This is a genomic window from Haloarcula rara (genome assembly GCF_029338235.1).
Classification (GTDB): domain Archaea; phylum Halobacteriota; class Halobacteria; order Halobacteriales; family Haloarculaceae; genus Haloarcula; species Haloarcula rara.
Map to the genome: position 1 here is coordinate 2818067 of NZ_CP119785.1, position 24783 is coordinate 2842849.

Genomic DNA, 24783 nt, shown 5'->3' on the forward strand with positions numbered 1-24783 from the left:
GGTCAGTCACTCACTCGTTCCCGTCATGGGCGTACTCCCGCAACGTCTCCAGTGAGACGTCTTCGAGGACGTCCTCGCTCGTGGCCGCCAGATTGACCGGCGGCGCCGTGCCGGCCTCGTGGGCCTCTATCCAGCGTGGGACACAGACACACCAGTGGTCGCCCGGCTCCAGCCCCGGAAAGTCAAGCTCCGGCCGTGGGGTCACGAGGTCGTTGCCCTGTGCCTTGCTGTACTGCAGGAACTCTTCAGTCATCACGGCACAGATCTCGTGCCGGCCGGGGTCACGCTGCAGCGGGTAACAGTAGCCGTCCCGCATGAACCCAGTCGTCGGGTCCATCGAGCAGGCGGCGAGTTCTTCACCGAGGACGTTAGTCTCGCTCTCCATGGTTGCCTTCCCGGGCGGCGACCCAAAACCGTTTGGTCGCTTGGCTACTCCTCGCCGTCCCTGAACAGCTCGCCCAGCTCCTCGGCGTCGTCGTCTGATTCCGCATCCGCGTTCTCGCCGGACTGGTCGGCTGCGCCGGCGTCGGTGTCGGACGAGGGCCCCTCGTCGTGCCCGTCGACCCGCTGGCTCCCGGACGGCTGTGGTTCCGGCTGGCGGTCGGCCTGCTCGCTCCCCTGCCCGGCGCGGTCCGTGTCGCCACTCTCGCCAGGCGCATCCGGGTCGAGCTGTGCGGCCCCGCCCTCGACGGTCGAGGTGCCGTTTTCACCCACCGACGGCGCGTCCGGCGAGACGGCGGGCACGTCCACGCTGTCGAGCACCGACCGGACGATGTCGTCGGGGTCGACGTTTTCGACGGTGGCTTCGGTCGTCAGGATGAGGCGGTGGCTCATAGTCGCCCGGGCCATCCGCTTTACGTCCTCCGGCGTGGCGTACTCGCGGCCGTCGATGACGGCGCTTGCCCGGACCGCCTCGAACACACGCTGGACCCCGCGTGGGGAGACGCCAATCTCGGTGCGGTCGTCCTCGCGGGTCGCCCGGGCGAGGTCGACGATGTAGCGGCGCACCTTCTCGTCGACGCGGATGTCCTCAGCCAGCTCCTGCAGTTCGAGCACCGTCTCGGGCGTCACCACCGGGTCGACGCTTGGCGCGAGGGTTCGTCGGCTGGCCCGCATCTCCAGTAGGCTCATCTCCCCGTCGACGTCGGGATACCCCATCGAGGTCTTGACGCTGAAGCGGTCCCGCTGGGCTTCGGGCAGGCGGAAGGTCCCCTCCTGCTCGACGGGGTTCTGCGTGGCGATGACGACGAACGGCTCGGGCAGGTCGTGGGTCGTCCCGTCGATACTGACCTGGCGCTCCTCCATCGACTCCAGCAAGGCGGCCTGTGTCTTCGGTGGCGCGCGGTTTATTTCGTCGGCCAGGGCCACGTTCGTGAAGACGGGACCCTTCGAGAACTCGAATCGGCCCTCGTGTTCGTTGTAGATGTTCGAACCGGTGACGTCGGCCGGGAGCAGGTCCGGCGTGAACTGGATTCGGGTAAAGGTGAGACCGAGCGACTCCGCGAGGACGCGGGCCAACACGGTCTTGCCGGTCCCCGGGACGTCCTCGACGAGGACGTGACCGCGAGCGATGACGCCCGCCAGTGTCTCGTACAGGACGCGCCGCTCGACGACGACGGCCTCCTCCACCCTGTCGACGATGTCCCGACAGCGCCCGGCAGCGACCTCGGGCGTCAGGCTCGGTTCGTTCATACCCGTGGGTCGGCCGCCGCTCTCATGAAAGTAGCTCATTCCGCGAGCGAGCTGCTATCGGTCGCTTCCGAGTTTTTTCTGCCCCAGCGGCCCGGATAGAACGCGGTCACCCTCGCAGCCCGACGGCCACCAGCACGACGCCGAGAACTGCCAGCCCCATCGTGGTGGGCGACCCGATTCCCGAGCCGACCGACCGGCGCGCGAGGTCGAGCACCGTCAGTCCGGCGACGGCGACCAGCCCGATGCCGACCGCGACGACGCCGTGGTACAGTTCCAGCCGCCGCGTCTCCGGGATGTGCCCCAGCTCGGCGGTGATTCCCAGTCCGAACGTTCCCACGTCCCAGGCGACGAGCCCGCCCGTGACTGCGGCGAAGACGAACAGCGGCGGGAACCCGTAGATGCCGCCGCCCAGTCCCATCGCGACCAGCCCGGCCGCGACGACTGCCGGCGCGGCGGCCCGGCCGGGGAGTATTCCGACGTAAAAGCCCAGCAGGACACCGGTGAGGACCACGTAGACGACCAGCGGGAGCACCGGGACGAGAAAGAAGAACGTGACGCCGACGTAGCCCAGCCGGAGGAAGGTCGGGATAGCGACCAGCAAGGCGGCGGAGTAACAGACTGCTGCGGCGCCCGCCCCGACCGTCTGCGTCGAGAGGGTCTCGAAGCCCGCGGTCGCACTCCGGGTCACCCAGGCGAGGACCGCCAGGAGCAGGGCCAGCGCGGCGATACTGCCAAGGGGAATCGCCGTCAGTTGGCTCAGCACGACTATCGGCCCGCCGACGAACGGTCCCGACAGGAGCGGCTGTACCGTTCCGGTTACGAGGCCCAGGAACCCGACGACGAGGGCCACCAGCGCGACCGCCGTCACCCGGAGCAGTGTGGATTTGAGCCGCCGGTACCTGGCTCGTGCGGCCTCCCGACGATGGACCGGCGTCAGTTCGATAGCCGGGAACGCCCGGACCGCGACGTAGAGACAGACGGCTGCGATGGCGAGCAGTCCGACCAGGCCGAAAAAGGAGACGACTGGACCGGTCCCACGCGTCAGCGACAGCACTACTTCTCGGCCGAGAAGGCCCACGCCGGCGACGACCCCCAGAACGACCAGCCACACGACGAACAGCAGGTACGAGAGCCCGCTCTCGACGAGCGTCGTCCTGACCGTCGGCTGGTCGAAGGCGTCGTTCCAGCCGGCGGTCACGCCGAACATCGCAGCAAGGCCACCGACCACGAGCGCGGCGACACCGAGGCTCTGCAGGGCCACCAGGCCGCTGACCCCGACCAGCGCGGCGAGGACGACCGCCGCCGGGAGAAAGAGCAGGTGGCCGAGCACTGTGGGCTGCAGGCGGTCCCGGGACAGCAGCGCCATCCCGGCCGACACGAGCCCGACCTGCAGCGCGAAAGAGGTGAACATGAGCGGCTTGCCGACGATGCCGCCGGCGGCGGCGAGCACCGCGACGACGACGACGGCGATGACGGTCAGGCTGGCCCCCGCGGTCGGCCCTCGTCGCCGACGGCGGACGGGTTGTCGAGGCGCGTCCCACCGATGGCCATTCAGGACCCACCTCCCGCGCGGACGCTGTCACCGGCCCGGTGGGCCTCGACGGCGAAGGTCGCTTCGAGGATGGTCGGCAGCGGCGTCCCCGGCGCCAGTCGATGGTTCGGGCCCCGCCGGCCTGACAGCGGGCCAGCCGGGTCCGGCGCCGGACCTGTTCGTACTGGCCGCTGACCGTGTTCGACGCCACGATATCGGGCGAGAGCACCGTCCGTGACTGGCCCGTCCCGGACCACTGTTCGACCATCGCGACCGGCGCGTCGTCGAGCAGTGGCGAGACAAGCACGAACTGGGCCTCCCGCCCGACCAGGCCGCCGAGCTTCCGGGCCTGCCGCGTCGGGTCTCGCTCGCTCGCCGGCGCCGCGTCGATGGCCTCGCCCAGCACCGCGATGGCCCGCGAGCGCTGTTCGCTCCCGCTGCCCGGCGGCAGCCACACCAGCCCGCCCGGGCCGTCGCCGTCGACACCGACGACGGCGACGGCGACGTCGTGCCCGGCGCCCAGCAGCGTGTTGAGCGCCCGCGTCGCCGCGTACGCGCCCAGCTCGACAGCCGTCGGGCGGCCCGGCCCGGCGGCCACCCGCGCGGCTTCCCGGGCGTCCAGCACGAACACGACCGTCGCCGACACCTGCCGGTCGTAGTTGATAGTCGAGAGCTCCCCCTGCTTGGCGTAGCCGCGCCAGTCGATGCGACCGGCGGGGTCGCCGTGGCGGTACTCCCGGGTGGAGTGGAAGGTGAGCCCCTCACCGGGCGAGTCCGTCGTGAGCCGCCCCACACGAGTGTCGCCCACGTCTGACAGCGGCGGCGCGTCGGCGTCCAGCCGACAGACCAGTCGCGTGTCGCCCGCCGGCGTCCGGTCGGCCGTCGCCACGGCCCCCGCGCCGGAGCCACGGACCCGCAGGCGGGCCGGCGGGAAGTCGAACTCGCCGCGGCGGGCCACGACCAGATAGGAGAGGGTCAGCGTCTCGCCGGGTTCGAGCGTCTGTCCGCCCCTCGGTGTCCCTTGCATCACTGCGAGGGCCTCGGGAACGGGGTCGACGACGCGCAGGTCCGAAACCGTCCGGTCTCCGTCGTTGGTCACGGAGAGTGTGACAGTCACCGGGTGGCCCGGCGGTGCGACGCGCGGGTCGACCTGCCGGGTGGCGGTGAGTGTCTCCGGCACGGCGGCCGTCGAGACCGAGCCGTAGGCCACGTAGGCCAGCGGAATCGTCGCGGCAAGGAGCAGGGTCCCGTTGCCCTCGAAAGCGCCGACGAAGCCCAGCAGGGCGGTTGCGACGACCGCCCCGCGCCAGCGGACCCGCCGGACCATCAGTCGTCACCCCCGAACGCTCGGTCGGCCACGCGACCGGGTCACTGTCGCCGTCCGTCGGCTGCGTGTCGCCGTCACGCCCCTGGTCCGCTGTCGACCCCGGGCCGCTGCCCGCGGCCGCCTCGCGCTCCGGTGTCACATCGGATCCGTCCGGGGACGACGCCCCGTCTGGACTGTCTTTCTCGTACTCCGGGGCACCCACCGACGCACCCCCTTCGACGGCCCGGCGCAGCCTCCCGTCGGTGGCCCGCTGGAGGTCGTCGAGCGTCGGTTCGACCACGGGCATCGGCCGGGGAGCCCGCTGGCCGACGACCGGCGGCAGCGCCGCGTCGGCCGCCCGGGCGACGGCCCCGACGGCGCGGGCCGTCCGGTGACGGACGGCTTTCCCGGGGAAGAGCCACGCCCAGACCCGCCGTCGGAGTGACCGTTCCGGGGGGACGACGTTCTCGTCGAGGACGGCCGCGGCGACGGGGTCGTCGGTCCAGGACCCGTCGGCGAGCGCCGCATCGATACGGTCGCTGTCCCAGCCGCCCCGGCGCAGTGCCGCGACGAGCGTCTCCCGAAGCGGCGCTCTGACCGTCGCCAGCCCCGCCTGGACTGTGTCCTCGCGGGCGTCGCTCGCGGCCGTCTCGATGACGTCAGACAGCTCGGTCCCCGAGATGGGGTCACTCTTCTGTGTCGACTCCGGCCGCTCGTCGACGATGGCGCCGCCCTCACTCCAGGGAGGGGGAGCGAACTCACCGCCGCTCGGCGAGTGCACGAGCTTCCAGAGCGCCAGGCCGAACACGAGCAACCCACCGACAACGGCAATCCAGGGCGGGACTCGTGTCGCGGGCTCGGTCGCGAGCAGACCAAGCAGCGCGCCCAGCACCACCAGCAGCGTTCCGAGCCCGGAAAGCAGTATCGTGAGCCGTCTCATTCTCGCTCCTCCTCGGCCCCATCACGGGCGCGCTCGATTTCGTCGATGGCCGTCCGCGCCTGCGACTGGCGCTCATCTGCGGGCCGGCCGCCGTACTCGACGTCGCGGAACGCTTCGGTCAGTCGCTCGACTGGCCCGCGGGGCAGTCCGCGCTCGACGGCCGCCCGGGACACCTCGGCGGGCGTCTTCGTCTGCCAGGTCCCCGGCAGGACCCAGCTCGCGAGCCGTCGCCAGAGCCGGCGTAGCGTCGGCACCGTGCCGGTATCGGTCGACCGGCCTGACCCGGTCGCTGTAGCGTCGTCGGCATCGCCGGCCACAGACGCTGTCGACTCCCGCCCACTGAGCCACCAGCCCAGACAGGCCAGAGAGACCACTGCGGCAGCGACCAGGAAGCCGCGCCCGCCGAAGGCGTAGGTGGCGCCGGCCACGAGCGCGACGGCACCGACCGCCGCGGCGACGCCACGCAGCGGGAGCGAACGCAGCCAGGCCGCGAGTCTGCCGGGAACCGAACGGAGCCAGCGCCGAGTCGCACCGCCAGTCCCGAGAGTGAGGTCGGCAGCGTTCGGAGCCACGCCGCGAGCCGCCGAGCGCCCGCCCGGGTCCAGTCCACCAGCGATTCGAGGGCGCCGACGACCCATAGCACGGCACGGCTGCACCACTGGAGGAACGCGGAGACGAGCCCGACGGTCGTCGCACCGCCCGAGGCGAGGGTCCGTCGATAGCGATACAGCCCGACGAGCAGGACCGAAGCCGCCGCGATACCAAGCCCGAGGCGCTCACCGAGGACGTAGCCGACGTACAGCGTCCAGACGCCGGCCCACCCGTACGCGAGTCGCCGGGCGGCCCCCAGCCGCGCCATCGGGCGGTCACCGCCGTCGTGACGGCTGTGAGAACCGCCAGCAACAGCGTCAGACTGATTGTGAGCCAGTAGGCCAGCCACAGCGGGACGGTGGCCGACTGCGGGCCGACGGCGGCCGTTACCGTCCCGCTGCCCGACACCGGGAGTCGGAACGAGGCCGTCCCGTTCGACCCGGTGGTCCCCAGGCGCTGTCCGTCGAGGGCCACCGAGGCGTTCTCGACGGGGTCGCCGTCGCGTGTCACCACGACGGTCGCCCGCTCTCCGGGGACGACCAGTCGCGGCACGAAGCGAACTGAGAGCTGCGGGATGGTGATGGTCGTGTTGCCGCGGATCTCGCCGCGACTGACCGTCACCTCGGTGCGCTCCCTGTCCGGCACTGTCAACTCGTACCGACCGTTCTCGTCTGTCCGGCCGACCTGGGTGCCGTCGACCGCGACGCTCGCGTTCGGCATCGCCACCCCGGCCACCGTGGCCTCGAGGGTAACTCTCGACCCCGCAACCGGATCACCGTTGATGCGAATTGTGACGTCGCTCGGAAGGTCGTACTGGCTGGAGTTGTTGACGCCAGCCGGCTCGTTCGTCTGTGTGATCGGGGCCGTCTGGATCGCGGGCCCACCGGCTGCGCGGGGTGCAGCCACTCCGACAGCGCCGGCCACACCGACCGCGGCCGCCCCGCTACCGATAGGCGATTCGGTCGCCGGTTGGTCCCCCCGGCGCGGGAACCGACAGGGCTCGTCGGTCGGTGACTCGACTGTCACGTTCAGGTCCGTCACGAACGGGGCCGTCCCAGTCACCGCGCCGCTGTCTCCCGTGCGACCGACGAACCGACCGTTGAACCACACTCGGACGCCGGCCACCGGCCGGGTGTCGACTGTGACCCGCACGGTGGTCTGGGTCCCCGGCTTCGGGCTCCCACTCACGACGGCCACACAACCCGTCTGTGGAGGTTGCGACCGGAGCGTTCGGTTGCTCGGCCAGTGGGTATCGTTCGCATCGGCGGGCCGACGTGTGCTGTTCTCGTCTTCGACGTACTGGGTCCCGTTCTCGTCCTCGACATAGCGCGTCCCGTTTTTCTCGGCGACCCACTGGGTCCCGTTGCGGTCGCTGACCCACCGCGTGCCGTTCTCTTCGACGACCCACTGCGTGCCGTTGCGCTCTGCGACCCACCGAGTGCCGTTCTCCTCGGTGACCCACCGCGTCCCGTTGTGTTCGACGACCCTTCGGGGGCCGTCGTCGTCGCTGACCCACCGAGTGCCGTTCTCTTGGACACGCCACCGATCGCCGTCCTCGTCGGTGACCCAGTGGGTGTCGTTCTCCTCGGCGCCACGGCGGCGTTCGCCGTCGGTGCGCCTCGCGTGCTCGTCGTCGGCCGTTCTGGGCGGTAGTGTGCCTATTTCGCCGCCTTCGTTGCCGTCACCAGCCGTCGGTTCACCCGATGACCTCTCGCCCCCATCACCGTCTTCGCCCTCGCCCTCACCTTCGCCGGGGCCGTCACCGCCCAGCCCCCCTGCGCCGACGACGGGTGCGAGAAACGCCGCCGCGATCAGCCCGAAGATGCAGATGCCGACCAGGAGAAGCTGACGGCTGTCGACGCCGCTGTCACCGCCGTCGCCGCCTGTGGCTCCCACGCGTAGACCCCTCTGATTCGGTGGTCGAAGTTACGTGTCACTGGACCCGGAACTGTAATCAATCCCCGGCATCTGCTGACCGATGGCTTCATTCTGGCCGGGATCCAAAGCCGGCCTATGCGCGTCCGCGACTGGCAGGACATCATCGAAGACGTGATGGACAGCAACGCTGACCCCGGCGGGTGGCGTGCCGTCGGGGGCGACCGTGCGGGGGGTATCGGCGAGGACATGTACATCGGCCACCCCTCGGCGGGGGTGTACCAGCTCAAGACCTACGCCAAGAACCCGATGTCGGTTCAGGGGGTCGGGTCGCAGGTCGCCCGGAAGATAGACGACGACATCGACCCGCTGTTCCCGAACGAGGGCACCGGCGTCTTCGGGGTGCAAAAGGGGCCTGAAGACGAGGACGACGCCGAGGAGAAGGCGAAGAACCTCGAGACGGTCCTCGAAACGCACGCCGACGCGCCGACGACGCCGAGAGCACTCGTCGAGGATATGCTCGACGCTATGGACTCGCCCGCCTACGGCCCCATGGAGTACGACCAGTACGACCGCCCCGACCGGATGGACGACCTGACCGACACCTTCGAGGAGGCCGAACAGCTGCTGGAGGCGGAGTTCGAGGACGTCATCGAGGAAGACGTCGAACGGGGATTTTACTGATGGGTGCCCGCTGATGGTCGGCCCATCGATAACGAAGGCGGACCGCGAGAAGTTCCTCGTCCGGCTGAAGGTCGGCTTCGCGCTGCTTGTGGGCGTCTCGATGGCGATGGTGGCGCTGTGGGGGTCGAGTGGACCGCTGGTCGCGCTGGGCGCCGGCGTCGCCGCGACGCTGGTCGGTGGCTTGCTCGCCGAGTTTACCTTCCCCGACAGCATCGCCGAGACGCCCTACGAAGACGACCGCGAGCGCGGTCAGAAACCCGGAAAGAAACTCCAGGAGCGGCGTGAGGAACAGTCGGCGGAGCGAGAAGAGCGAGCGTCCGACCGGAACGGCCCACGGTAACGACAGCCTCAGTCGAGCACGCGCTCGACCCACAGCCGCGGCGTCTCTATCTCGTCGTCGGTCGGCAGCGTCTCCGGCGAGTCCCAGACCCGGCCGGCGGCGGCGACGCCCCGCATATCGGCGACCTCGTCGAAGAAGGCCTTGCCGCGTTCGTACTGCTGGCGTTTCATGCCGAGGCCCAGGAACCGTCGGACGAGCTGGGCGACTGGCCCACGGCCTTTCCGTCGCTCGTCGACCTTCCGGCGCAGGTCGTCGTACTCGTCGTCGAAGGCGCGGTCCATCAGCAGCTCGGCGTACCCCTCGACGGCGGTCATCGTGGTGTCGAGCTGGCCCAGCGAGTCCCGGTCCAGTTCGCCGCTGGAGAGCTTCTCGATGGTCTCTTCCATCGTCTCCTCCATGTGGTCCGAGAGCCACGGCGCGGCCCCGAACTCGGCGGCGTGGGTCACCTCGTGGAACGCGATCCAGCGGCGAAAGCGGTCCCCCTCGACGCCGAGCTGGCCGGCGACGCGCTGGATGTTGGGTCGGACGAAATACAGCGCGTGGTCGTCGTTGTCCGCGAGCAAGAGCGGGTCGTACTGGCCCAGGACGTTGTTCCCGAGGAAGGAGAGGGCAAAGGCCATCGAGCCGGTGTTGACGACCCGGGCGACGCCCGGGATGAACTCGGCCTGCTGTTCGATGGGGGCCATCACGCGCTCGAAGGTCGCGACGTTGGCGTCTATCCAGTGGTGGCGGTTCTGAATCTCGACCGTCGCCGGCAGGTCGAAGTCGAGTTCGCCGACCGCCCTGACCCGGTCTCGCGCGTCGCGGACGTCCGTGGTGAACCCCTCCGTCTCGGCGTCCGAGAGTGTGAGGTCGCCGGCGTCTGTCGACCCCTTGGCGGCCTCGGCGACCGCCTGCCAGTCTATCGGTCCGTCACCCGTCGCTCCGGCGACGGCGCGGACACTGTGATATAATCCCATACTCGGTCAACGGCTCGGGGCGTCATATGCCTTCGCCTGCCGCTCAGGCTTCCGTCTCGATACCGGTCGCCTCGTCTCTGCTGCCCACCTCGATATCGGACGCCCCGTCGCCGCCGCTCAGCCTCTTCGCAGCCACGGCCGCGACCACGAGCACGCCCAGCCCCAGGACCGCAAACAGGCCAAGCGGGGCGCCGCCGGAGTCACTGTCGTCTGATTCTGTGTCGTCGCTTCCGCCGACGCCGGGGGCGTTGGCCGTAAACTCCGAGCCGTCGAGGTGCAGTTCGAATATCGTGATGTCAACCATACTGACACATCGAGTGCTCGACTCTTAGTGGTTGTGCTATAGTAGCCATTGAAAACCAAAGCACACCCGACCGCACTGCCGTCGTGCGGTCGGTGTGTGAACCGTTTCAATTGTTACGATACCCCTGATATTCATGACCGGCGACGGCAAAGGCGGGGTATGGACGACCGACGACGACAGTTACTGGAGGAACTGCTCTCGACGCCCGGCCCGTCGGGGTACGAGGCGAACAGTCAGCGGGTGTGGGTCGACTACGTGAGCGAGTTCGCCGACGAGGTCCGAACCGACGACTACGGCAACGCCGTCGCGACCCTCTCGGGGGGCGATACCGAGGTGGCGCTGGCCGGTCACGGCGACGAGATCGGCTTCATCGTGCGGGACCTGACAGACGACGGCTACGTGCGCATGGGGCGCATCGGCGGCTCGGATAAGACCGTCTCGCGAGGCCAGCACGTCACGATTCACACCGCCGACGGCCCCGTCGACGGCGTGGTCGGTCAGACGGCCATCCACCTCCGGGAGAACGACGACGACGGCGTTCCCGACGTGGCCGAACAGCACGTCGACGTTGGTGCGAGAGACGGCGACGAACTCGCGGAACTGGTCGACCGCGGCGACCCCATCACGTTCCAGCAGACGATCACTGCACTCGAGAACGGGCGGCTCTCTGCCCGCGGGATGGACAACCGCGTCGGCATCTGGGCGGCCGCCGAGGGGCTGCGACGCGCGGCCAAGCAGGGCGTCGACGTGACTGTCCACGCCGTCTCCACGGTCCAGGAGGAGGTCGGCCTCCAGGGCGCGAAGATGGTCGGTTTCGACCTCGACCCCGACGTCGCTATCGCCGCGGACGTGACCCACGCGACGGATTCGCCGGACTCGCCGGGCAAGCGCTCGACCGGCGTCGAACTCGGTGAGGGCCCGGTGGTCTCCCGTGGCAGCACCAACCATCCGATCGTCGTCGAGGCGCTGCGGGCGACCGGCGAGGACGCCGACATCGACGTGCAGCTGCAGGCGACCGGCATCCGGACCGGTACCGACGCCGACGCCTTCTACACCGCTCGGGGCGGCATTCCGTCGGTCAACGTGGGGCTCCCGAATCGATATATGCACACGCCGGTCGAGGTCATCGACGAGGGCGACCTGGACGCCATGGCGGACCTGCTTGCGGGGTTTGCGGTGCGCGCACCGGACCACGCCCCGTTCGAAGTCGGCGTGTAAGGAAGTCCTACCGACGTCTACGGCCGGTAACGGACCTATAACCAACCGCGTGGGGCCCGATGGGTCATGCATGCTCGCCGCTCGCTGTCGGCGGATTGTGCGACGGATTCTGCCTGGACGGGGCCCGGTTTCGTAGTATGGACTGGCCAGACTCCAGAAGCCGCAGCGCGTGGTGGGCCGTGGCCGCCGTGCTGGGCGCTCTCACTGGCTGGATCCTGTATACGTACATCGGGACGTTCGTCCTAGGCCTGTTCCTCTACTACGTGGCCCGGCCGGCCTACCGCCGGTTCAGAAAGAAGTCGAGGCCCAGTATCGCGGCCGCAACGGCCCTGCTGGCGCTTGCGGTACCGGTCGTGTTGCTCCTGGGATACACGCTCGCCATCGCGGCCCAGGAGCTCGCGCGCCTCCAGCGGACCGTCGACCTCGGCCCCCTGACAGACCAGCTCGAACCGTATCTGGACGTCTCCGGGGTCGTTCAGGACCCGCAGATGCTGCTCCGAAACCCGGATATCGTTGACGCCGGCCAGCTCGTCGCCGAGGGGGCACTGGGGTACGTCCCTATCGTCGGCACCGCGCTCATCAACCTCTTTCTGGCGCTGGCCGTCGCGTTCTACCTGCTCCGTGACGGCCCCCGACTCAGTCAGTGGGTCCAGGAGACGTTCGACGACGGTCAGGGATTCCTGAACGTCTATCTGGAGGCGGTCGACACGGACCTCGGAAGCGTCTACTTCGGCAACATCCTCAACGCCTTCGCTATCATCGTCGTCGCCACGTTCGTCTACATCGTGTTGAACTTCGTTGCGCCTGCGGAGGGGATACCCTATCCCGCACTCCTGGCCGTCCTGGCCGGCGCCGCGAGCCTGATTCCCGTCGTCGGGATGAAACTCGTCTACGTCCCGGTATCTATCGGGCTGTTCACGCGGGCCTTCCTGCAGGGCGACCCGCTGTGGTTCCCCGTTGTTTTCGTCGTCGCCACCGTCGTCTTCGTGGACTTCATCCCCGACCTCGTCCTCCGCCCGTACGTCTCGGGACGGAACCTTCACGTGGGCCTTGTCATGATAGCGTACATCATCGGTCCGCTGCTGTTTGGCTGGTACGGGCTCTTTCTGGGGCCGCTCTTGCTCGTGGTCATCTACCACTTCGCGCGGCTGGTCCTCCCCGTGCTCATCGACGGCGACGGCGTCGAGGCCATACCGGCGCCGACGACCCGGGACCTCGAGGAACGTTCGGAATCCGAAGGGAACGCCGAACGCGACGACGACGGTGTCGACAGCGACCCCGCGTAGCCGTCGGATGTTCGGCTGTTGACCAATGCCGCCCGCCAAGCGGTACGTTTAAGCGCCAGTCACGACGCCAACCGAACATGAGTGGACGACCGCTGGACGTGCTCGAAGCGTCGCTCGGCGAGGCCGTCACCGTACAGCTAAAGGGCGGCGAGATATTCGAGGGCACGCTGACCGGCTACGACCAGCACATGAATCTCGTGATTGAAGACGAAGACACAACGATTATACGCGGCGATAACGTCGTATCCATCAACCCATGACTGGTGCAGGAACCCCGAGCCAGGGCAAGAAGAACACCACGACACATACGAAATGTCGACGGTGTGGCAACAAATCGTATCACACAAAAAAGAAGGTCTGCTCGTCGTGCGGCTTCGGCAAATCGGCGAAACGACGTGACTACGAGTGGCAGTCGAAAGCCGGCGAATAACTCATCACCATGCACGAGAAGTGCGGCGTTGTTGGTATTGCACTCGAAGACCGAGACGCCGCCCGGCCCCTCTACTACTCTCTGTACGCCCTCCAGCACCGCGGCCAGGAGTCCGCCGGTATCGTCACCCACGACGGCTTCCAGCAGCACAGCCACGTCGAGATGGGACTGGTGGGCGACGCCTTCGACCCCGGCGACCTCGAGTCGCTGAACGGCCCGAACGGCATCGGCCACGTCCGCTACCCCACTGCGGGCAGCGTCAACGCCTGCTGTGCCCAGCCCTTTTCGGTCTCGTTCAAATCCGGCTCGCTGGGCCTCTCGCACAACGGGAACCTCGTCAACGCCGACGAAATCGGCGACGAGCTGGCTGACCTTGGCCACGCCTTCACGAGCGACGGCGACACCGAGGTCATCGCCCACGACCTCGCCCGCAACCTGCTGGAGGAGGACCTCGTCCGCGCGGTCAAGCGGACGATGGAGCGCATCCACGGCTCGTACTCGCTGACGATTATGCACGACGAGACCGTGCTGGGCGTCCGCGACCCGCAGGGGAACCGCCCGCTGGTCATCGGCGAACTCGAGGACGGCTACGTTCTCACCTCCGAATCTGCCGCCATCGACACGCTCGACGGGGAGCTCATCCGGGACGTCCGACCCGGCGAACTCGTCGTGCTCCACGACGACGGCACCGGCTACGACACCTACCAGCTCATCGAGCAGGAGAACACGGCCCACTGCTTCTTCGAACACGTCTACTTCGCGCGACCGGACTCCACCATCGACGGGAGTCTTGTCTACGAGGTACGACGTGAACTGGGCCGCAAGCTCTGGGAGGAATCCGGCGTCGAGTCAGACGTCGTCCTCCCAGTGCCCGACTCCGGTCGCGCATTCGCCTCGGGGTACGCCGAGGCCGCCCAGGACGACGGGTCGGAAATCGAGTTCGCCGAGGGGCTGATGAAGAACCGCTACGTCGGCCGCACCTTCATCATGCCGACACAGGACGAGCGCGAACGCGCCGTTCGCCTGAAGCTCAATCCGATAAAGTCGACCATCGAGGGGAAGAAAGTCACAATCATCGACGACTCCATCGTCCGTGGGACCACCTCAAACCAGCTCGTCCAGCTGCTGAAAGACGCCGGCGCCGAGGAAGTGAACGTCCGCATCGGCGCGCCGCCCATCATCGCGCCCTGTTACATGGGCATCGATATGGCCTCCCGCGACGAGCTCATCGCGGGCGACCAGTCGGTCGCCGACATCCGAGAGGAAATCGGCGCCGACTCCCTGTCGTATCTCTCCATCGACGCCATCGCGGAGACGCTGGCGACCAGCAAAGCTGACCTCTGTCTTGGCTGTGTCACCGGGGAGTACCCCTACGACATCGAGGGCGAGGAGACCGACCGCGACGTCGCCCGACCCGACATTAGCGGACAGCCAAAGCCAGCAGACGATTAGGGGGACGTCTTCTCGAGCAGATTCTTCGTAGCAACGAACCTCCAGCGGTTGCTTCGGCCGACAGTGGTTTCCGTCCTGTCATACATTCAACTTGTGTGCACGTACGACAGACCGACCGAACCGCGCACGGGGGCCGACCGTGACCGAGAAAGACGACACCGAGTTCGACGCGACCGACCCCGAGGCTCGCGAAGTCGGCCAGACGGCCGCCACGGACGCCGAGGAGTTCCTCTCACTGATGCCACACTACTACCGGGGGGAAGTCTCGACGAGCGGGAACCTCCTGTCGCGGCTCGACCTGACCATCGACTGGGCCATCGTCCTCGTCACAGCCGTTCTCGCGCTGGCGTTTCAGGGCGGGGACGTGGCCGCGTACCTCCTGCTCATCGGGATACTGGGTGTCACGCTGTTCCTCTTTTTCGACGTCCGTCGCTATCGGGCCTTCGACGCGAGTCGGGCCCGTATCCGCGTCCTGGAGGAGAACCTCTTTGCGAACTCGCTGGACCCCGAGGCGGCGCCCATGGCGGAGTGGCGACGTGAACTCGCGGCGGACCTTCGGACGCCGACGTTCAAAGTCTCTTACTTCGAGGCGCTCTCCCGACGGCTCCGAAAGGTGTACTACCCGCTGTACGTCCTTCTTGGCGTCGCGTGGGCGTTCCGTATCTCGCTGTACACGCCCGAGCAGTCGTGGGTCGAGACCGCGTCGATTCCGGGCCTCGCTGGTGCGCTCGTCGTCGTCACTGTCGCGGTCTTCTTCCTCGTGGTGACCGCCTTCACGTTCTGGCCACAGGAACGCGAGGCGCGTGGCGAGTACCACGGTGAAGTATCCGGGAAATGGAAGCGTTGACGCGTCTCGCTCTGCTCGCGGGTCACTTCGTTCCCCGCACGCTATTTCGCGGTTCTCGCGACCATCGGGAGCGAGAACCGCGCTCACCAGATAACGTACAGCATCGCGTAGACGACGATACCCAGCGAGAACGAGATCAGCCACAGCGTCGCGGCGACCTTTCCCGCACGCGGGTGGTTCGTCTGCGAGAGCTCGGCCACCGGGTAGCTCGCAGCCAGCAGGAGGGTGTAGTAGACCGCCGGGATGGCGACGATGGCGAGCAGTATGTGGATGGCCAGTAGCGGGAAGTAGACGTATGTCTCGACGACGGCCGGCCCGGTGAAGTCCGTCGGGCCCAGCAAGGTGACGCGATAGAGATACAGGACGAGAAACGCCACGAACAGGCCGAAGGTAGCGACCATCAGCCGACGGTGGCGCGCTACGTCGCCGCGACGAATCGCCCGGATACCGGCGACGATAGTTCCGATGGCGGCGGCGCTGACGACGGCGTTGACCGTCGGGATGGCTTCGAGGACCGAATCCGGGGCGCGTGGGAGCAGTGCGCTGGGGATGGCACCGCCGACCGCACCGAAGACTAGCGCCAGCGAGACAACTGTCAGGACACCGGTGACCGCGGGCACCTGCTCGCGTACGTCGAACATAGCTGTCGGTTAGCGATACCCGATAATGTGGGTTGTGAACTCCGCCTACCACAGGAGGTGTAACATCGCGTAGATGACCAGCCCGGAGCCAAACGTCAGAAGCCAGAGCGCCGCGGCCACCCGGCCGGCCCCGGCATGGCGGGTCGCAGGCAGGGTCCCGCGGGGGTTCGTCACCCCGACGAGGAGCGCGTAGTACACCGCGGGGAAGGTTAGTAACGCGACCGCCGCATGGCCGACCAGCAGCGGGAGATAGAGATACGTTTCGACGACCGCTGGGCCGGCAAAGGCCGTGGGACCGACGACCGCCAGCCGGTAGAAATCCACGGTCAGGAAGAGCCCGAACAGAAGAAAGCTGACCACCATCAGCGTCCGGTGGCGGTCGACGTCGCCCGCCCGTATGGCTCGGAGCCCCGCGAGAATCGTCCCGATGGCGGCGGCGCTGACGGCGGCGAGAGCGTGGGGAATCACGGCCATGACCGTCGTGGGGGCACGCGGGAACAGCGCCGACGGCACGACCCCGGCTATCACGACCAGTACGATAGCGAACGAGACCGCCGTCAAGACCCCGGTGAACTGGGGCACGTGGTGGCGCGCCTGGTGCATATTAAATACTTCGTTCGGCGTGGTAAAATCAATTGTGTGGGAGGGTCACCCACACCGAGAGTATCCGGTTCAGGCCGGTCGCGCGACCGAGGCGGCGGTCGCGTTCGCACCATCGGTCGCGTTCGCACCATCGGGCGAGGTCGTGTTGTCCGCTCCGTCGGGCGCAGTCGTGTTGTTTGCCCCGGTCCCGCGTTGTTCGTCGAGCCAGTCGTCGTACTCGGACTGGTTGAGGACGACGACGTCGGCCTGCATTCGGCTGTGGCCCGAGCCACACAGCTCCGCACAGTAGAGCCGGTACGTGCCGGTCTCGGTCGGCTGTGTCCGTGCGACCGTCTCCTGGCTCGGGAAGATGTCCTGTTTGACGCCGAAATCCGGTATGTAAAACGAGTGTATCACGTCACTTGAGCGCAACCGGAACGTGACGTCGGTGTCTTTCGGCAGGTAGAGCGTCTCGCTCGTTGTCACGTTCGAGTCGGGGTAGCTGAACTCGTATCCCCACTGGTAGGTCAGGACGTCGACCTCCATCTCGTCGCCCACGTCCCCCCCGTCGGACGCACCGGCCGCTGCCGGCGAGATGTAGGGGTTCGCCAGCACGAAAAAGCCCGAGACGCCGACGAAAACGAGGATAGCACCGGTCGCCGCGGTCCAGGTGACCTCAAGCGCCGGGTCGTCGATGGTCGGTCTCGGGTCGTCGTTGTTGTGGAAGCGGTAGATGGCGTAGACGAGCATCAGTTCCACGAACAGTGTCAGCGGGAGCGCGACGTACAGCAGCTGTTCGTTGAGCTCGTCGATGGCCGCCCGGTTGACCGACTGGGCGGCCGCGGGCGTGCTGAACACCACCACACCGAGGGTGAGAACACAGAGCCAGGACAGGGCGCGACTGAGACGCATTGGACACAACTTACGGCGGGGGTATCAAATAGCTTGGCCAGTTGCGCCCGACTGTCACCCCGACACATACCGACCGTCGTCGCGTAGTTTTATGTCGATGGCTCCGTGAGAATCGAGTAATGCTTTCACCGACCGATACGCTAACTACTGCGGCTCTGAGGACGGTTCACCGACGATGATGAACCGCGCCGTAATCGAAGGGTCCGCACTGGCGCTTCTCGCGCTTGGGATCATCACGGTCTGGTTTCGGGCCCGCTACAAGGCCCGGCCGGCCAGTGACGGTGGCTACCTCACTCGCGAGGAACTCCAGTTCGAACTCGGCCGCCTCCAGGACGAGGTGCTGCGGTGGCTGACGACAACGAACCACCGCGAAATCGGCATCCTCTACATCGCCTTCGGCACTATCGCGGCCCTCTGGGGCGGGATGGACGCGATGATGCTCCGCACCGAACTGCTGACCCCGCCAGCGGACATCTGGACGCCCGAGACCTACAACGCCCTGTTTACCACCCACGGGCTGACGATGCTCATCTTCTTCGTCCTGCCCGTCTTCTTCGGTATCGGGAACTACTTCCTCCCGCTGCTCATCGGGGCCGACGACATGGCGTTCCCGCGGGTCAACGCCATCGGCTTCTGGTTGCTGCCCCCCGCCCTGTTGATGGCCCGGTTCGGGCTCATCGTCCAGATCGGCGGGCAGGTCCTCAGCCTCTTCCTGCCCAAGGAACAGATTCTCTTCTTCCTCTCGCTCCGTGAGGTCAGCGTCGGGTGGACGCTATACGCGCCCCTCTCCGTGGTCCAGCCAAACCCGCAGATCGACCTCCTGTTGCTCGGCTTGCACCTGAGCGGTATCGCGACGACGGTGGGCGCCATCAACTTCATCGCGACGGTCATCTACGAGCGGGCAGACGGCGTGAACTGGAGCAACCTCGACATCTTCTCGTGGAATATGCTGGTCACCAGCTCCATCGCGCTGTTTGCGTTCCCGCTGCTGGGCAGTGCCCTCGTGATGCTCCTGCTCGACCGGAACCTCGGAACGACGTTCTTCGCCACGGAGGGCGGCGGTCCGGTTCTCTGGCAACACCTGTTCTGGTTCTGGGGCCACCCCGAGGTGTACATCCTCTTCCTGCCGGCGACCGGGCTGATGAGTCTCATCCTGCCGAAGTTCGTCGGCCGAAAGCTCTTTGGCTATCAGTTCATCGTCTACTCGACGCTTGGGCTGGCCGTGATGTCTTTCGGTGTCTGGGCCCACCACATGTTCACCTCCGGTGTCGACCCGCGACTGAAGGCCTCTTTTATGGCTATCTCCATCGCTATCGCCGTCCCGAGCGCGATCAAGGTGTTCAACTGGCTCACGACGATGTGGGACGGCAACATCAGGCTCTCGGCACCGTTTATCCTCTGTGCGGGCGGTATCGGGACCTTCATCATCGGCGGTGTCACCGGGGTCTTCCTCGCAGTCATCCCCATCGACATCCTCTATCACGGCACTTACTACGTCGTGGGTCACTTCCATCTCATCGTCGTCGGTATCATCCCGATGCTGATGATAGCCTCGTCGTACTACTGGTACCCGATTCTGACGGGCCGATGGTACGACCGGCGTCTGGCGAAGTTCCAGTCGGGGCTACTCATCGTCGGGGCCTTCGTCACGTTCATGATTCTGCTGGTCATCGGCGGGATAGGGCTGCCGCGCCGGCAGGCCATCTACCCGCCAGAATATCAGCTCGCACAGCAGATCGCCACCGTCGGCTCCTACGTCATCGGCCTCTCGGCCGTGATGTGGCTCTATAACATGCTCGTCTCGTACTGGCGCGGCGACGTGGTCCAGTCCACCGACCCGTGGAACCTGAAGGCGACGAACCAGTTCACCCGCGAGTGGCAGTGGTTCGAAGAGCGGATGGTCGAGAAGTACGACATGGAACCGGCCCAGCCCGAGACCACCCGGCGCTCGTACGCGCCGGAACTGGAGCCGATGGGGCTGCTCGGCGGCGTCGGCAGTGTCGCCCAGAACGTCTACCGAAACGCCTCGATGGCCGCTGTCGCGGGCTTTATCGGCACGTTCCTGATGACGGGCGGCATCGGGACCGCCATCGTCATCGGTGTGTTAGACCCCGCTTCCTTCGCCGAGATATCGGAGCTTGTCGGGCTGGGGACGAGTGTGATAATCGGCGCCGTGCTGTTCCTCGCCGGCGGGACCATCATCTGGCCGCTCCTCTTTCTCTCCTTCCAGGAGTTCCTGCCCGGGCGGCGGATGTTCGAGACCGGACTGGTGTTCGCGTCGCTGGTCGCGACCGGTTTCTCCGTCGCGTTCTACACGGACCAGACCGGGCTTGCGTTCGTCGGCTACCTGACGTTCGTCTTCGTCGCCCACTGGGCCTACGGGCTCGGTCTGGCAGTGACCTTCCAGTTCCTGCGGTCCCGACGGACCGACATGGGGGCCTGAGATGAGCGACGAGTCGATCCTCTTTACCTACATCGCGCCGTTCGTGGGCGTCCTGGTCGTGGCTGTCGGCATCGGCGCCGCTGTCCCCGGCGGCTACGCCATCATCCAGGAGGACATCACCACCTGCGACCAGCCCACGATGGCAGTCGAAGGGGCCGACGAGACCGTCGAGCGGTTCAACGAGTCACAGCCGCGAAATCTCCCGGTACTCCAGTACGAGAACCTCTCAGAGGCCGAGCAGACTGCGTTCGACGAAGCGCTGGAAGACCCACAGGGCGAGGCCCGCGTCGCCGGTGAGTTCCCGAATGGCGACACCATCCGAAACGGCTCCATCATCGTCTACGAGGGCGAACGCCACTACGCTACCGTCGTCGCGGAGAACCCCTGCTTCGTCGCGCCGGAGCTGCAGTTCCCGCTTGGCGTGTTCGCCATCATCTTCGGCGTCATCGGTATCCTCAGCCCGCCTATCTACCGGAAGCTGGTGGAACTAGAAGAGCGGGCGAACGTTGACGACCGCAGGTAGACTGTCCGGACCGACGTTTTTTGTCACTCGGAATTCCTTTAGTGTGTAAAGGTAGCTTTCCACACGTCCGTCGAACCATCCCTCCAGACCCGGAGACGCTACCGCGAGTAGATGAGCAATTCCATCGGCGTCGGTGGCGTCGGCCTCTTCGTCGGGACACTCACAGCGATATTTGCCCCCAGTACCGTCAGCGACATGTTTCTCTTTGGCGGCGTCGGGGCCTACTATCTCGGTATCTCCTCCTATCTGGTCCTCTGGCGGCGCTCGGGCGTTCGACTGCTGGACGAACGGGAGGCGGAGATAGAACGGCGGGCCAGCCAGATAGTACTGCTCACGCTGATTACGGTCACGCTGTTTGCACTCCCGGCGGACCTGCTTTTCGACGTGACTGGTGACTTCGAGGTTCCGATGGCACTTCGAGGAGCTATCTGGGGGACGCTGCTGCTGGCGTTCGTGCTGGTCGTCTCTGGGTACGTGGAGTCGAAAATGCAGTAACATGTCGCGACTGCCGGGCTTGCACTACACCGACGCGCCGACGTAGAGGACCACGACGAGGAAGATCCACACCACGTCGACGAAGTGCCAGTACAGCGACGTCGTCCTGATAGCGGTGTCGTGGCCCGGGCCGTACTCGCCACGGAGCGAGCGGCCGAAGGCGATGGCGATGAGCAGGACGCCCAGCGCGACGTGGAGCCCGTGCAGGCCCGTCAGACCGTAGAACGCGCTCCCGAGGACGCCGCTGGTCAGCGAGAACCCTTCGACGACGAGCAGTTCGTAGTACTCGTAGACCTGCCCCCCCAGGAAGACGACCCCAAGCACCAGCGTCGCACCGAGCAAGCCGAGGAACTTCTTGCGGTCGCCCGCTTCGAGCGCGTGGTGGCCGTAGTGGATGGTGAAGCTGCTGGCGACCAGCAGGGCGGTGTTGATGAACACGAGCGGCGTCAGCAGGCCGTGACTCGCCTCCCAGGCGCCGGCCCGGACGAACGCGTAGTAGATGAACCCGGCCGAGAACGTCGACAGGTCGGAGGCCAGAAAGAGTATCATCGTCGTCGTGTAGAGGTCGGCCCCACCGGTACCGTGACCGCCCGCCGGGGCGAGAAAGGCCTCGTAGGCCCAGCCAAAGAGGCCCGCGACCATACCGACCATGCCGACGCCGGCGAGCCCGACGGGAATCACAACGGGAACGAGGTCGAGCCCGACGAAGAAGAATCCGGCCCCCAGATACAGCATGCCGGCGCCGACGGCCGCGATGAGCGGCCAGCGGCTCCGGTGTTCGTGATGCTCGTCGTCGTGGTCCTCGGCGGCGTGTTCGCCGCCGGTACTGAGCCAACCAGACATTACCAGTAGCTGGGGACGCTGTCGTTAAATAAGTGGTCGGGTGCAGGTCACGCGATGGAAAAGAATCAGTCCAGCGGTGCGGTCAGCATACGCGCGAGCGAAGCGAGCGCGGTTCACTGCCGAAGCGGGCGTCGCCCGCTGAGGCAGCCTTTTTTTAGCGTAGATTTTTACGGCGAGAGGTGCCCACAGCGGCGCGAAGCGCCGCGAGGACACCCGAGCCGTAAAAAAAGGTACTACTGGAACGTCCGTCCGACCTTGTCCTCTTCGAGGTCGGGTTCGGCGGTGTCGAAGCGCTGTTCGATCTCGTCGTAGCGCTCGCGGGTCTCGTCGGTGACGCTGGGGCCCACTTCGTCGAGCGCGTGCTCGAAGTGGTCCATCGTCACGCGGACGTTTCCGACCGAGTCACCGATGTCCTCGGGGTCGACGCTGTTGATGAACTCCCGGGTCGCGGCCATCGACGCCTCGCGGCAGACGGCCTCGATGTCGGCGCCGACGTAGCCGTCGGTCCGGCGGGCCAGACTGTTGAGGTCGACGCCGTCGGCCAGCGGTTTGTCGCGGGTGTGGACCGCGAAGATGGCCCGGCGGGCCTCCTCGTCGGGCACCGGAACGTGGACGTGCCTGTCCAGGCGACCGGGGCGCAGGAGTGCGCTGTCGATGAGGTCCGGCCGGTTGGTCGTCGCGACGACGACCACGTCCTCCATCTCCTCGATACCGTCGAGCTCGGTCAGCAGCTGGGAGACGACCCGTTCGCCGACACCGGAGTCGGTCTGGCCGCCGCCACGCTCGCCGGCGATGGAGTCTATCTCGTCGAAGAACACCACCGTGGGGGCGTTCTCCCGGGCCTTGGCGAACACTTCGCGGACGCCCTTCTCGGACTCGCCCACGAACTTGTTGAGCAGTTCGGGCCCCTTCACCGAGATGAAGTTCGACTGGGCCTCGTTAGCAACGGCCTTCGCGAGCAGGGTCTTGCCCGTGCCCGGCGGGCCGTACAGCAGGACGCCCTTGGCGGCATTGAGGTCCATCGCCTCGAAGACGGAGCCGTACTCCAGGGGCCACTGGATGGTCTCGCGGAGCCGTTCTTTGGTGTCCTCGAGTCCGCCGACGGAGTCCCAGGTGACGTCGGGGACCTCGACGAAGACCTCGCGTAGCGCGGAGGGCTCGATACCCTTCATCGCGTCCTTGACGTCGTCGTCGGCAATCTCCAGCTTCTCGAGCACTTCGGCGTCGATTTCCTCCGATTCGAGGTCGAGCTCGGGGCGGATGCGCCGGAGCGCGTTCATCGCCGACTCCTTCGTGAGCGTGGCGAGGTCGGCGCCGACGAAGCCGTGGGTGTTCTCCGCGTAGCTGTCGATGTCGATCTCCTCGGAGAGGGGCATCCCGCGGGTGTGGACCTGGAGGATCTCCTTGCGGCCCTCCTTGTCCGGGACGCCGATCTCTATCTCGCGGTCGAAGCGGCCACCGCGGCGCAGCGCCGGGTCGATGGCGTCGACGCGGTTGGTCGCGCCGATGACGATTACCTGCCCGCGCTCCTCGAGCCCGTCCATCAGGCTGAGCAGCTGGGCGACCACGCGGCGTTCCACGTCGCCCTGGGTCTCACCGCGCTTGGGCGCGATGGAGTCGATTTCGTCGATGAAGACGATAGCGGGGGAGTTCTCCTCGGCCTCTTCGAAGACCTCACGGAGCTGTTCCTCGCTCTCGCCGTAGTACTTCGACATTATCTCCGGGCCGGAGATGGTGGTGAAGTACGCGTCTATCTCGTTTGCGACGGCTTTCGCCATCAGGGTCTTCCCGGTCCCCGGCGGGCCGTGAAGCAAGACACCCTTCGGCGGTTCGATGCCCAGTTGCTGGAACAGCTCGGGGTGGCGCATCGGCAGCTCGATCATCTCGCGGACCTGTTCGAGTTCGTCGTCCAGGCCGCCGATGTCCTCGTAGGTCACGTCGGGCGACTCGGGACTTGCCGCGCCCTCGCCTTCGCGTATCTGTTCGGCGGGCTTCTCGCTGACCTGAATCTCCGTCGAGTCGGTGACGACGACGGTTCCGGACGGAGCCGTCTCGGCGATTCGCAGCGGAATCTTCTGGCCTGACATCGAGGAGAGCGGCCCGAGGCCGAAGCTCACGGGCACGGTCTGGCCCTGCGTGACGGCCTGGCCGCTGAGGTTGTTGCGAATCATCGGCCCGACGTTGCCCCGGACCCGGAGGTTCTGGGGCAGGGCGACGGTCACGCTGGTCGCGGGCTTGACGTCGGCCTTCTCGACGGTCACGGAGTCGTCGATGCCGACGCCGGCCTCCTGGCGGAGTTGGCCGTCGATTCGGACGATGCCGTTGCCGTCGTCCTCGGGGTAGCCCGGCCACACGCGGGCGACGGCGCGGTTCTTGCCCTCGAGGACGATGTAATCACCGTTCTCGAGGTCCATCTCGTCCATGGCGGCCCGGTCGATGGCCGCGAGGCCGCGTCCTGCGTCTTTCTGCTTGAGGGGTTTGACTGTGAGTTTCATCTAGTGTGCCTCCTCGTCTGACAGTTCGATAGTGAGAACGCCGTTGTTGATAAACGCCCGTGCGTCGCTCTGGTCGGGCAGGGGCTGTTCGTACTGCTCGTCACCGGTGACGAGAATCACGGTGTCGTCCACGACGTCCACGGTGGTGTCGTCGGCGACGCCCACGTCCGCAGCGAGCACGACGTGGTCGTCGTACTCGAATCGGCGGACGGACATCTCGTCGAACAACTGTTGGTCTGTGTTCATGCTAACTATAGGTAAGTGCGATAAGTATATAAATCTATCGCCTAGAACCACCCTATAGCGGCGATTCTAGGTTAGTTGCTTGAATGCGGTTCACACCGTGGGCGTATGACTCGGGTGTTTTTATTCGCTGTGTTTGCGTAGATGCGTG

The 24783-nt window shown here is 66.7% G+C and carries 24 protein-coding genes and 2 pseudogenes; 12 read left to right on the forward strand and 14 right to left on the reverse strand.

Features of this window, described 5'->3' with window-relative positions:
* Positions 1-10 precede the first annotated feature (10 nt).
* From P1K32_RS15010 to P1K32_RS17820, 6 genes and pseudogenes are all read right to left on the reverse strand, one after another.
* On the reverse strand, positions 11-385 hold the full coding sequence (locus tag P1K32_RS15010) for a DUF2237 family protein (RefSeq protein WP_276250504.1): 375 nt from the start codon (positions 383-385) through the stop codon (positions 11-13).
* A gap of 44 nt (positions 386-429) precedes the next feature.
* The gene (locus P1K32_RS15015) at positions 430-1692 is read right to left on the reverse strand and encodes an AAA family ATPase (protein WP_276250505.1); all 1263 of its coding nucleotides are present in this window, start codon (positions 1690-1692) and stop codon (positions 430-432) included.
* 106 nt (positions 1693-1798) lie between these two features.
* Entirely contained in the window at positions 1799-3142 is a 1344-nt protein-coding gene (locus P1K32_RS15020) for a DUF7519 family protein (protein ID WP_276250506.1), read from the reverse strand.
* 101 nt (positions 3143-3243) lie between these two features.
* Positions 3244-4550: pseudogene (locus tag P1K32_RS17810) on the reverse strand (DUF58 domain-containing protein).
* 367 nt (positions 4551-4917) lie between these two features.
* A pseudogene (locus P1K32_RS17815) lies at positions 4918-5469 on the reverse strand (DUF7269 family protein); the annotation flags it as partial.
* A complete protein-coding gene (locus tag P1K32_RS17820) occupies positions 5466-6107 on the reverse strand; it encodes a DUF4129 domain-containing protein (RefSeq protein WP_419181050.1) in 642 nt (213 codons plus the stop codon). The pseudogene P1K32_RS17815 and the gene P1K32_RS17820, both read right to left, overlap by 4 nt.
* Before the next feature lie 1198 nt (positions 6108-7305).
* Between P1K32_RS17820 and P1K32_RS17825 the strand changes: the two genes are divergently transcribed.
* The 3 genes from P1K32_RS17825 to P1K32_RS15050 all read left to right on the forward strand — a co-directional run bounded on the left by P1K32_RS17825 (position 7306) and on the right by P1K32_RS15050 (position 8959).
* Positions 7306-7713, forward strand: coding sequence for a hypothetical protein (locus P1K32_RS17825; RefSeq protein WP_419181051.1), 408 nt, complete (start codon positions 7306-7308; stop codon positions 7711-7713).
* Positions 7714-8073: 360 nt separating this feature from the next.
* Positions 8074-8619 (forward strand): hypothetical protein, encoded by a 546-nt coding sequence (locus P1K32_RS15045; RefSeq protein WP_276250510.1) that lies wholly within the window; start codon positions 8074-8076, stop codon positions 8617-8619.
* A 13-nt stretch (positions 8620-8632) separates the two neighbouring features.
* Entirely contained in the window at positions 8633-8959 is a 327-nt protein-coding gene (locus P1K32_RS15050) for a hypothetical protein (RefSeq protein ID WP_276250511.1), read from the forward strand.
* Between the two features lie 8 nt (positions 8960-8967).
* Here the strand turns inward: P1K32_RS15050 and P1K32_RS15055 are convergent, their stop codons facing one another.
* Positions 8968-9918 (reverse strand): zinc-dependent metalloprotease, encoded by a 951-nt coding sequence (locus P1K32_RS15055; RefSeq protein ID WP_276250512.1) that lies wholly within the window; start codon positions 9916-9918, stop codon positions 8968-8970.
* Positions 9919-9961: 43 nt separating this feature from the next.
* Positions 9962-10222: a hypothetical protein gene (locus P1K32_RS15060; protein ID WP_276250513.1), complete on the reverse strand. Its 261-nt coding sequence runs from the start codon at positions 10220-10222 to the stop codon at positions 9962-9964.
* 159 nt (positions 10223-10381) lie between these two features.
* Here P1K32_RS15060 and P1K32_RS15065 point away from each other — a divergent pair, with 159 nt between their 5' ends.
* The 6 genes from P1K32_RS15065 to P1K32_RS15090 all read left to right on the forward strand — a co-directional run bounded on the left by P1K32_RS15065 (position 10382) and on the right by P1K32_RS15090 (position 15455).
* On the forward strand, positions 10382-11440 hold the full coding sequence (locus P1K32_RS15065) for a M20/M25/M40 family metallo-hydrolase (protein WP_276250514.1): 1059 nt from the start codon (positions 10382-10384) through the stop codon (positions 11438-11440).
* A 137-nt stretch (positions 11441-11577) separates the two neighbouring features.
* Positions 11578-12726, forward strand: coding sequence for an AI-2E family transporter (locus P1K32_RS15070; RefSeq protein WP_276250515.1), 1149 nt, complete (start codon positions 11578-11580; stop codon positions 12724-12726).
* A 77-nt stretch (positions 12727-12803) separates the two neighbouring features.
* Positions 12804-12986 carry an LSM domain-containing protein gene (locus P1K32_RS15075; protein WP_220587619.1) on the forward strand — a complete coding sequence of 61 codons (183 nt, stop codon included), beginning with the start codon at positions 12804-12806 and terminating at the stop codon, positions 12984-12986.
* On the forward strand, positions 12983-13156 hold the full coding sequence (locus tag P1K32_RS15080; RefSeq protein WP_220587618.1) for a 50S ribosomal protein L37e: 174 nt from the start codon (positions 12983-12985) through the stop codon (positions 13154-13156). The genes P1K32_RS15075 and P1K32_RS15080 overlap by 4 nt, the downstream gene beginning before the upstream one ends.
* Before the next feature lie 9 nt (positions 13157-13165).
* Positions 13166-14608 carry an amidophosphoribosyltransferase gene (gene purF, locus P1K32_RS15085; RefSeq protein ID WP_276250516.1) on the forward strand — a complete coding sequence of 481 codons (1443 nt, stop codon included), beginning with the start codon at positions 13166-13168 and terminating at the stop codon, positions 14606-14608.
* Positions 14609-14747: 139 nt separating this feature from the next.
* Positions 14748-15455, forward strand: coding sequence for a DUF2270 domain-containing protein (locus P1K32_RS15090; protein ID WP_276250517.1), 708 nt, complete (start codon positions 14748-14750; stop codon positions 15453-15455).
* Between the two features lie 83 nt (positions 15456-15538).
* Here P1K32_RS15090 and P1K32_RS15095 read toward each other — a convergent pair whose 3' ends face one another.
* The 3 genes from P1K32_RS15095 to coxB all read right to left on the reverse strand — a co-directional run bounded on the left by P1K32_RS15095 (position 15539) and on the right by coxB (position 17590).
* Positions 15539-16096, reverse strand: a complete 558-nt coding sequence (locus P1K32_RS15095) for a DUF420 domain-containing protein (protein ID WP_276250518.1) — start codon at positions 16094-16096, stop codon at positions 15539-15541.
* 45 nt (positions 16097-16141) lie between these two features.
* Positions 16142-16699, reverse strand: coding sequence for a DUF420 domain-containing protein (locus P1K32_RS15100; RefSeq protein WP_276250519.1), 558 nt, complete (start codon positions 16697-16699; stop codon positions 16142-16144).
* A gap of 69 nt (positions 16700-16768) precedes the next feature.
* Complete coding sequence (coxB, locus tag P1K32_RS15105; protein WP_276250520.1) at positions 16769-17590, reverse strand: cytochrome c oxidase subunit II; 822 nt, start codon at positions 17588-17590, stop codon at positions 16769-16771.
* Between the two features lie 175 nt (positions 17591-17765).
* Here coxB and P1K32_RS15110 point away from each other — a divergent pair, with 175 nt between their 5' ends.
* The 3 genes from P1K32_RS15110 to P1K32_RS15120 all read left to right on the forward strand — a co-directional run bounded on the left by P1K32_RS15110 (position 17766) and on the right by P1K32_RS15120 (position 21051).
* Entirely contained in the window at positions 17766-20033 is a 2268-nt protein-coding gene (locus P1K32_RS15110) for a DUF6789 family protein (RefSeq protein ID WP_276250521.1), read from the forward strand.
* A gap of 1 nt (position 20034) precedes the next feature.
* A complete protein-coding gene (locus P1K32_RS15115; RefSeq protein WP_276250522.1) occupies positions 20035-20556 on the forward strand; it encodes a DUF7979 domain-containing protein in 522 nt (173 codons plus the stop codon).
* Between the two features lie 111 nt (positions 20557-20667).
* Complete coding sequence (locus tag P1K32_RS15120; RefSeq protein ID WP_276250523.1) at positions 20668-21051, forward strand: hypothetical protein; 384 nt, start codon at positions 20668-20670, stop codon at positions 21049-21051.
* Between the two features lie 24 nt (positions 21052-21075).
* On the opposite strand, the gene P1K32_RS15125 is transcribed toward P1K32_RS15120, so the two are convergent.
* The 3 genes from P1K32_RS15125 to P1K32_RS15135 all read right to left on the reverse strand — a co-directional run bounded on the left by P1K32_RS15125 (position 21076) and on the right by P1K32_RS15135 (position 24635).
* Positions 21076-21894 (reverse strand): cytochrome c oxidase subunit 3, encoded by an 819-nt coding sequence (locus tag P1K32_RS15125; protein ID WP_276250524.1) that lies wholly within the window; start codon positions 21892-21894, stop codon positions 21076-21078.
* 233 nt (positions 21895-22127) lie between these two features.
* Positions 22128-24389: a CDC48 family AAA ATPase gene (locus tag P1K32_RS15130; RefSeq protein WP_276250525.1), complete on the reverse strand. Its 2262-nt coding sequence runs from the start codon at positions 24387-24389 to the stop codon at positions 22128-22130.
* Positions 24390-24635 (reverse strand): DUF7127 family protein, encoded by a 246-nt coding sequence (locus P1K32_RS15135; protein ID WP_276250526.1) that lies wholly within the window; start codon positions 24633-24635, stop codon positions 24390-24392.
* Between the last annotated feature and the right edge of the window lie 148 nt (positions 24636-24783).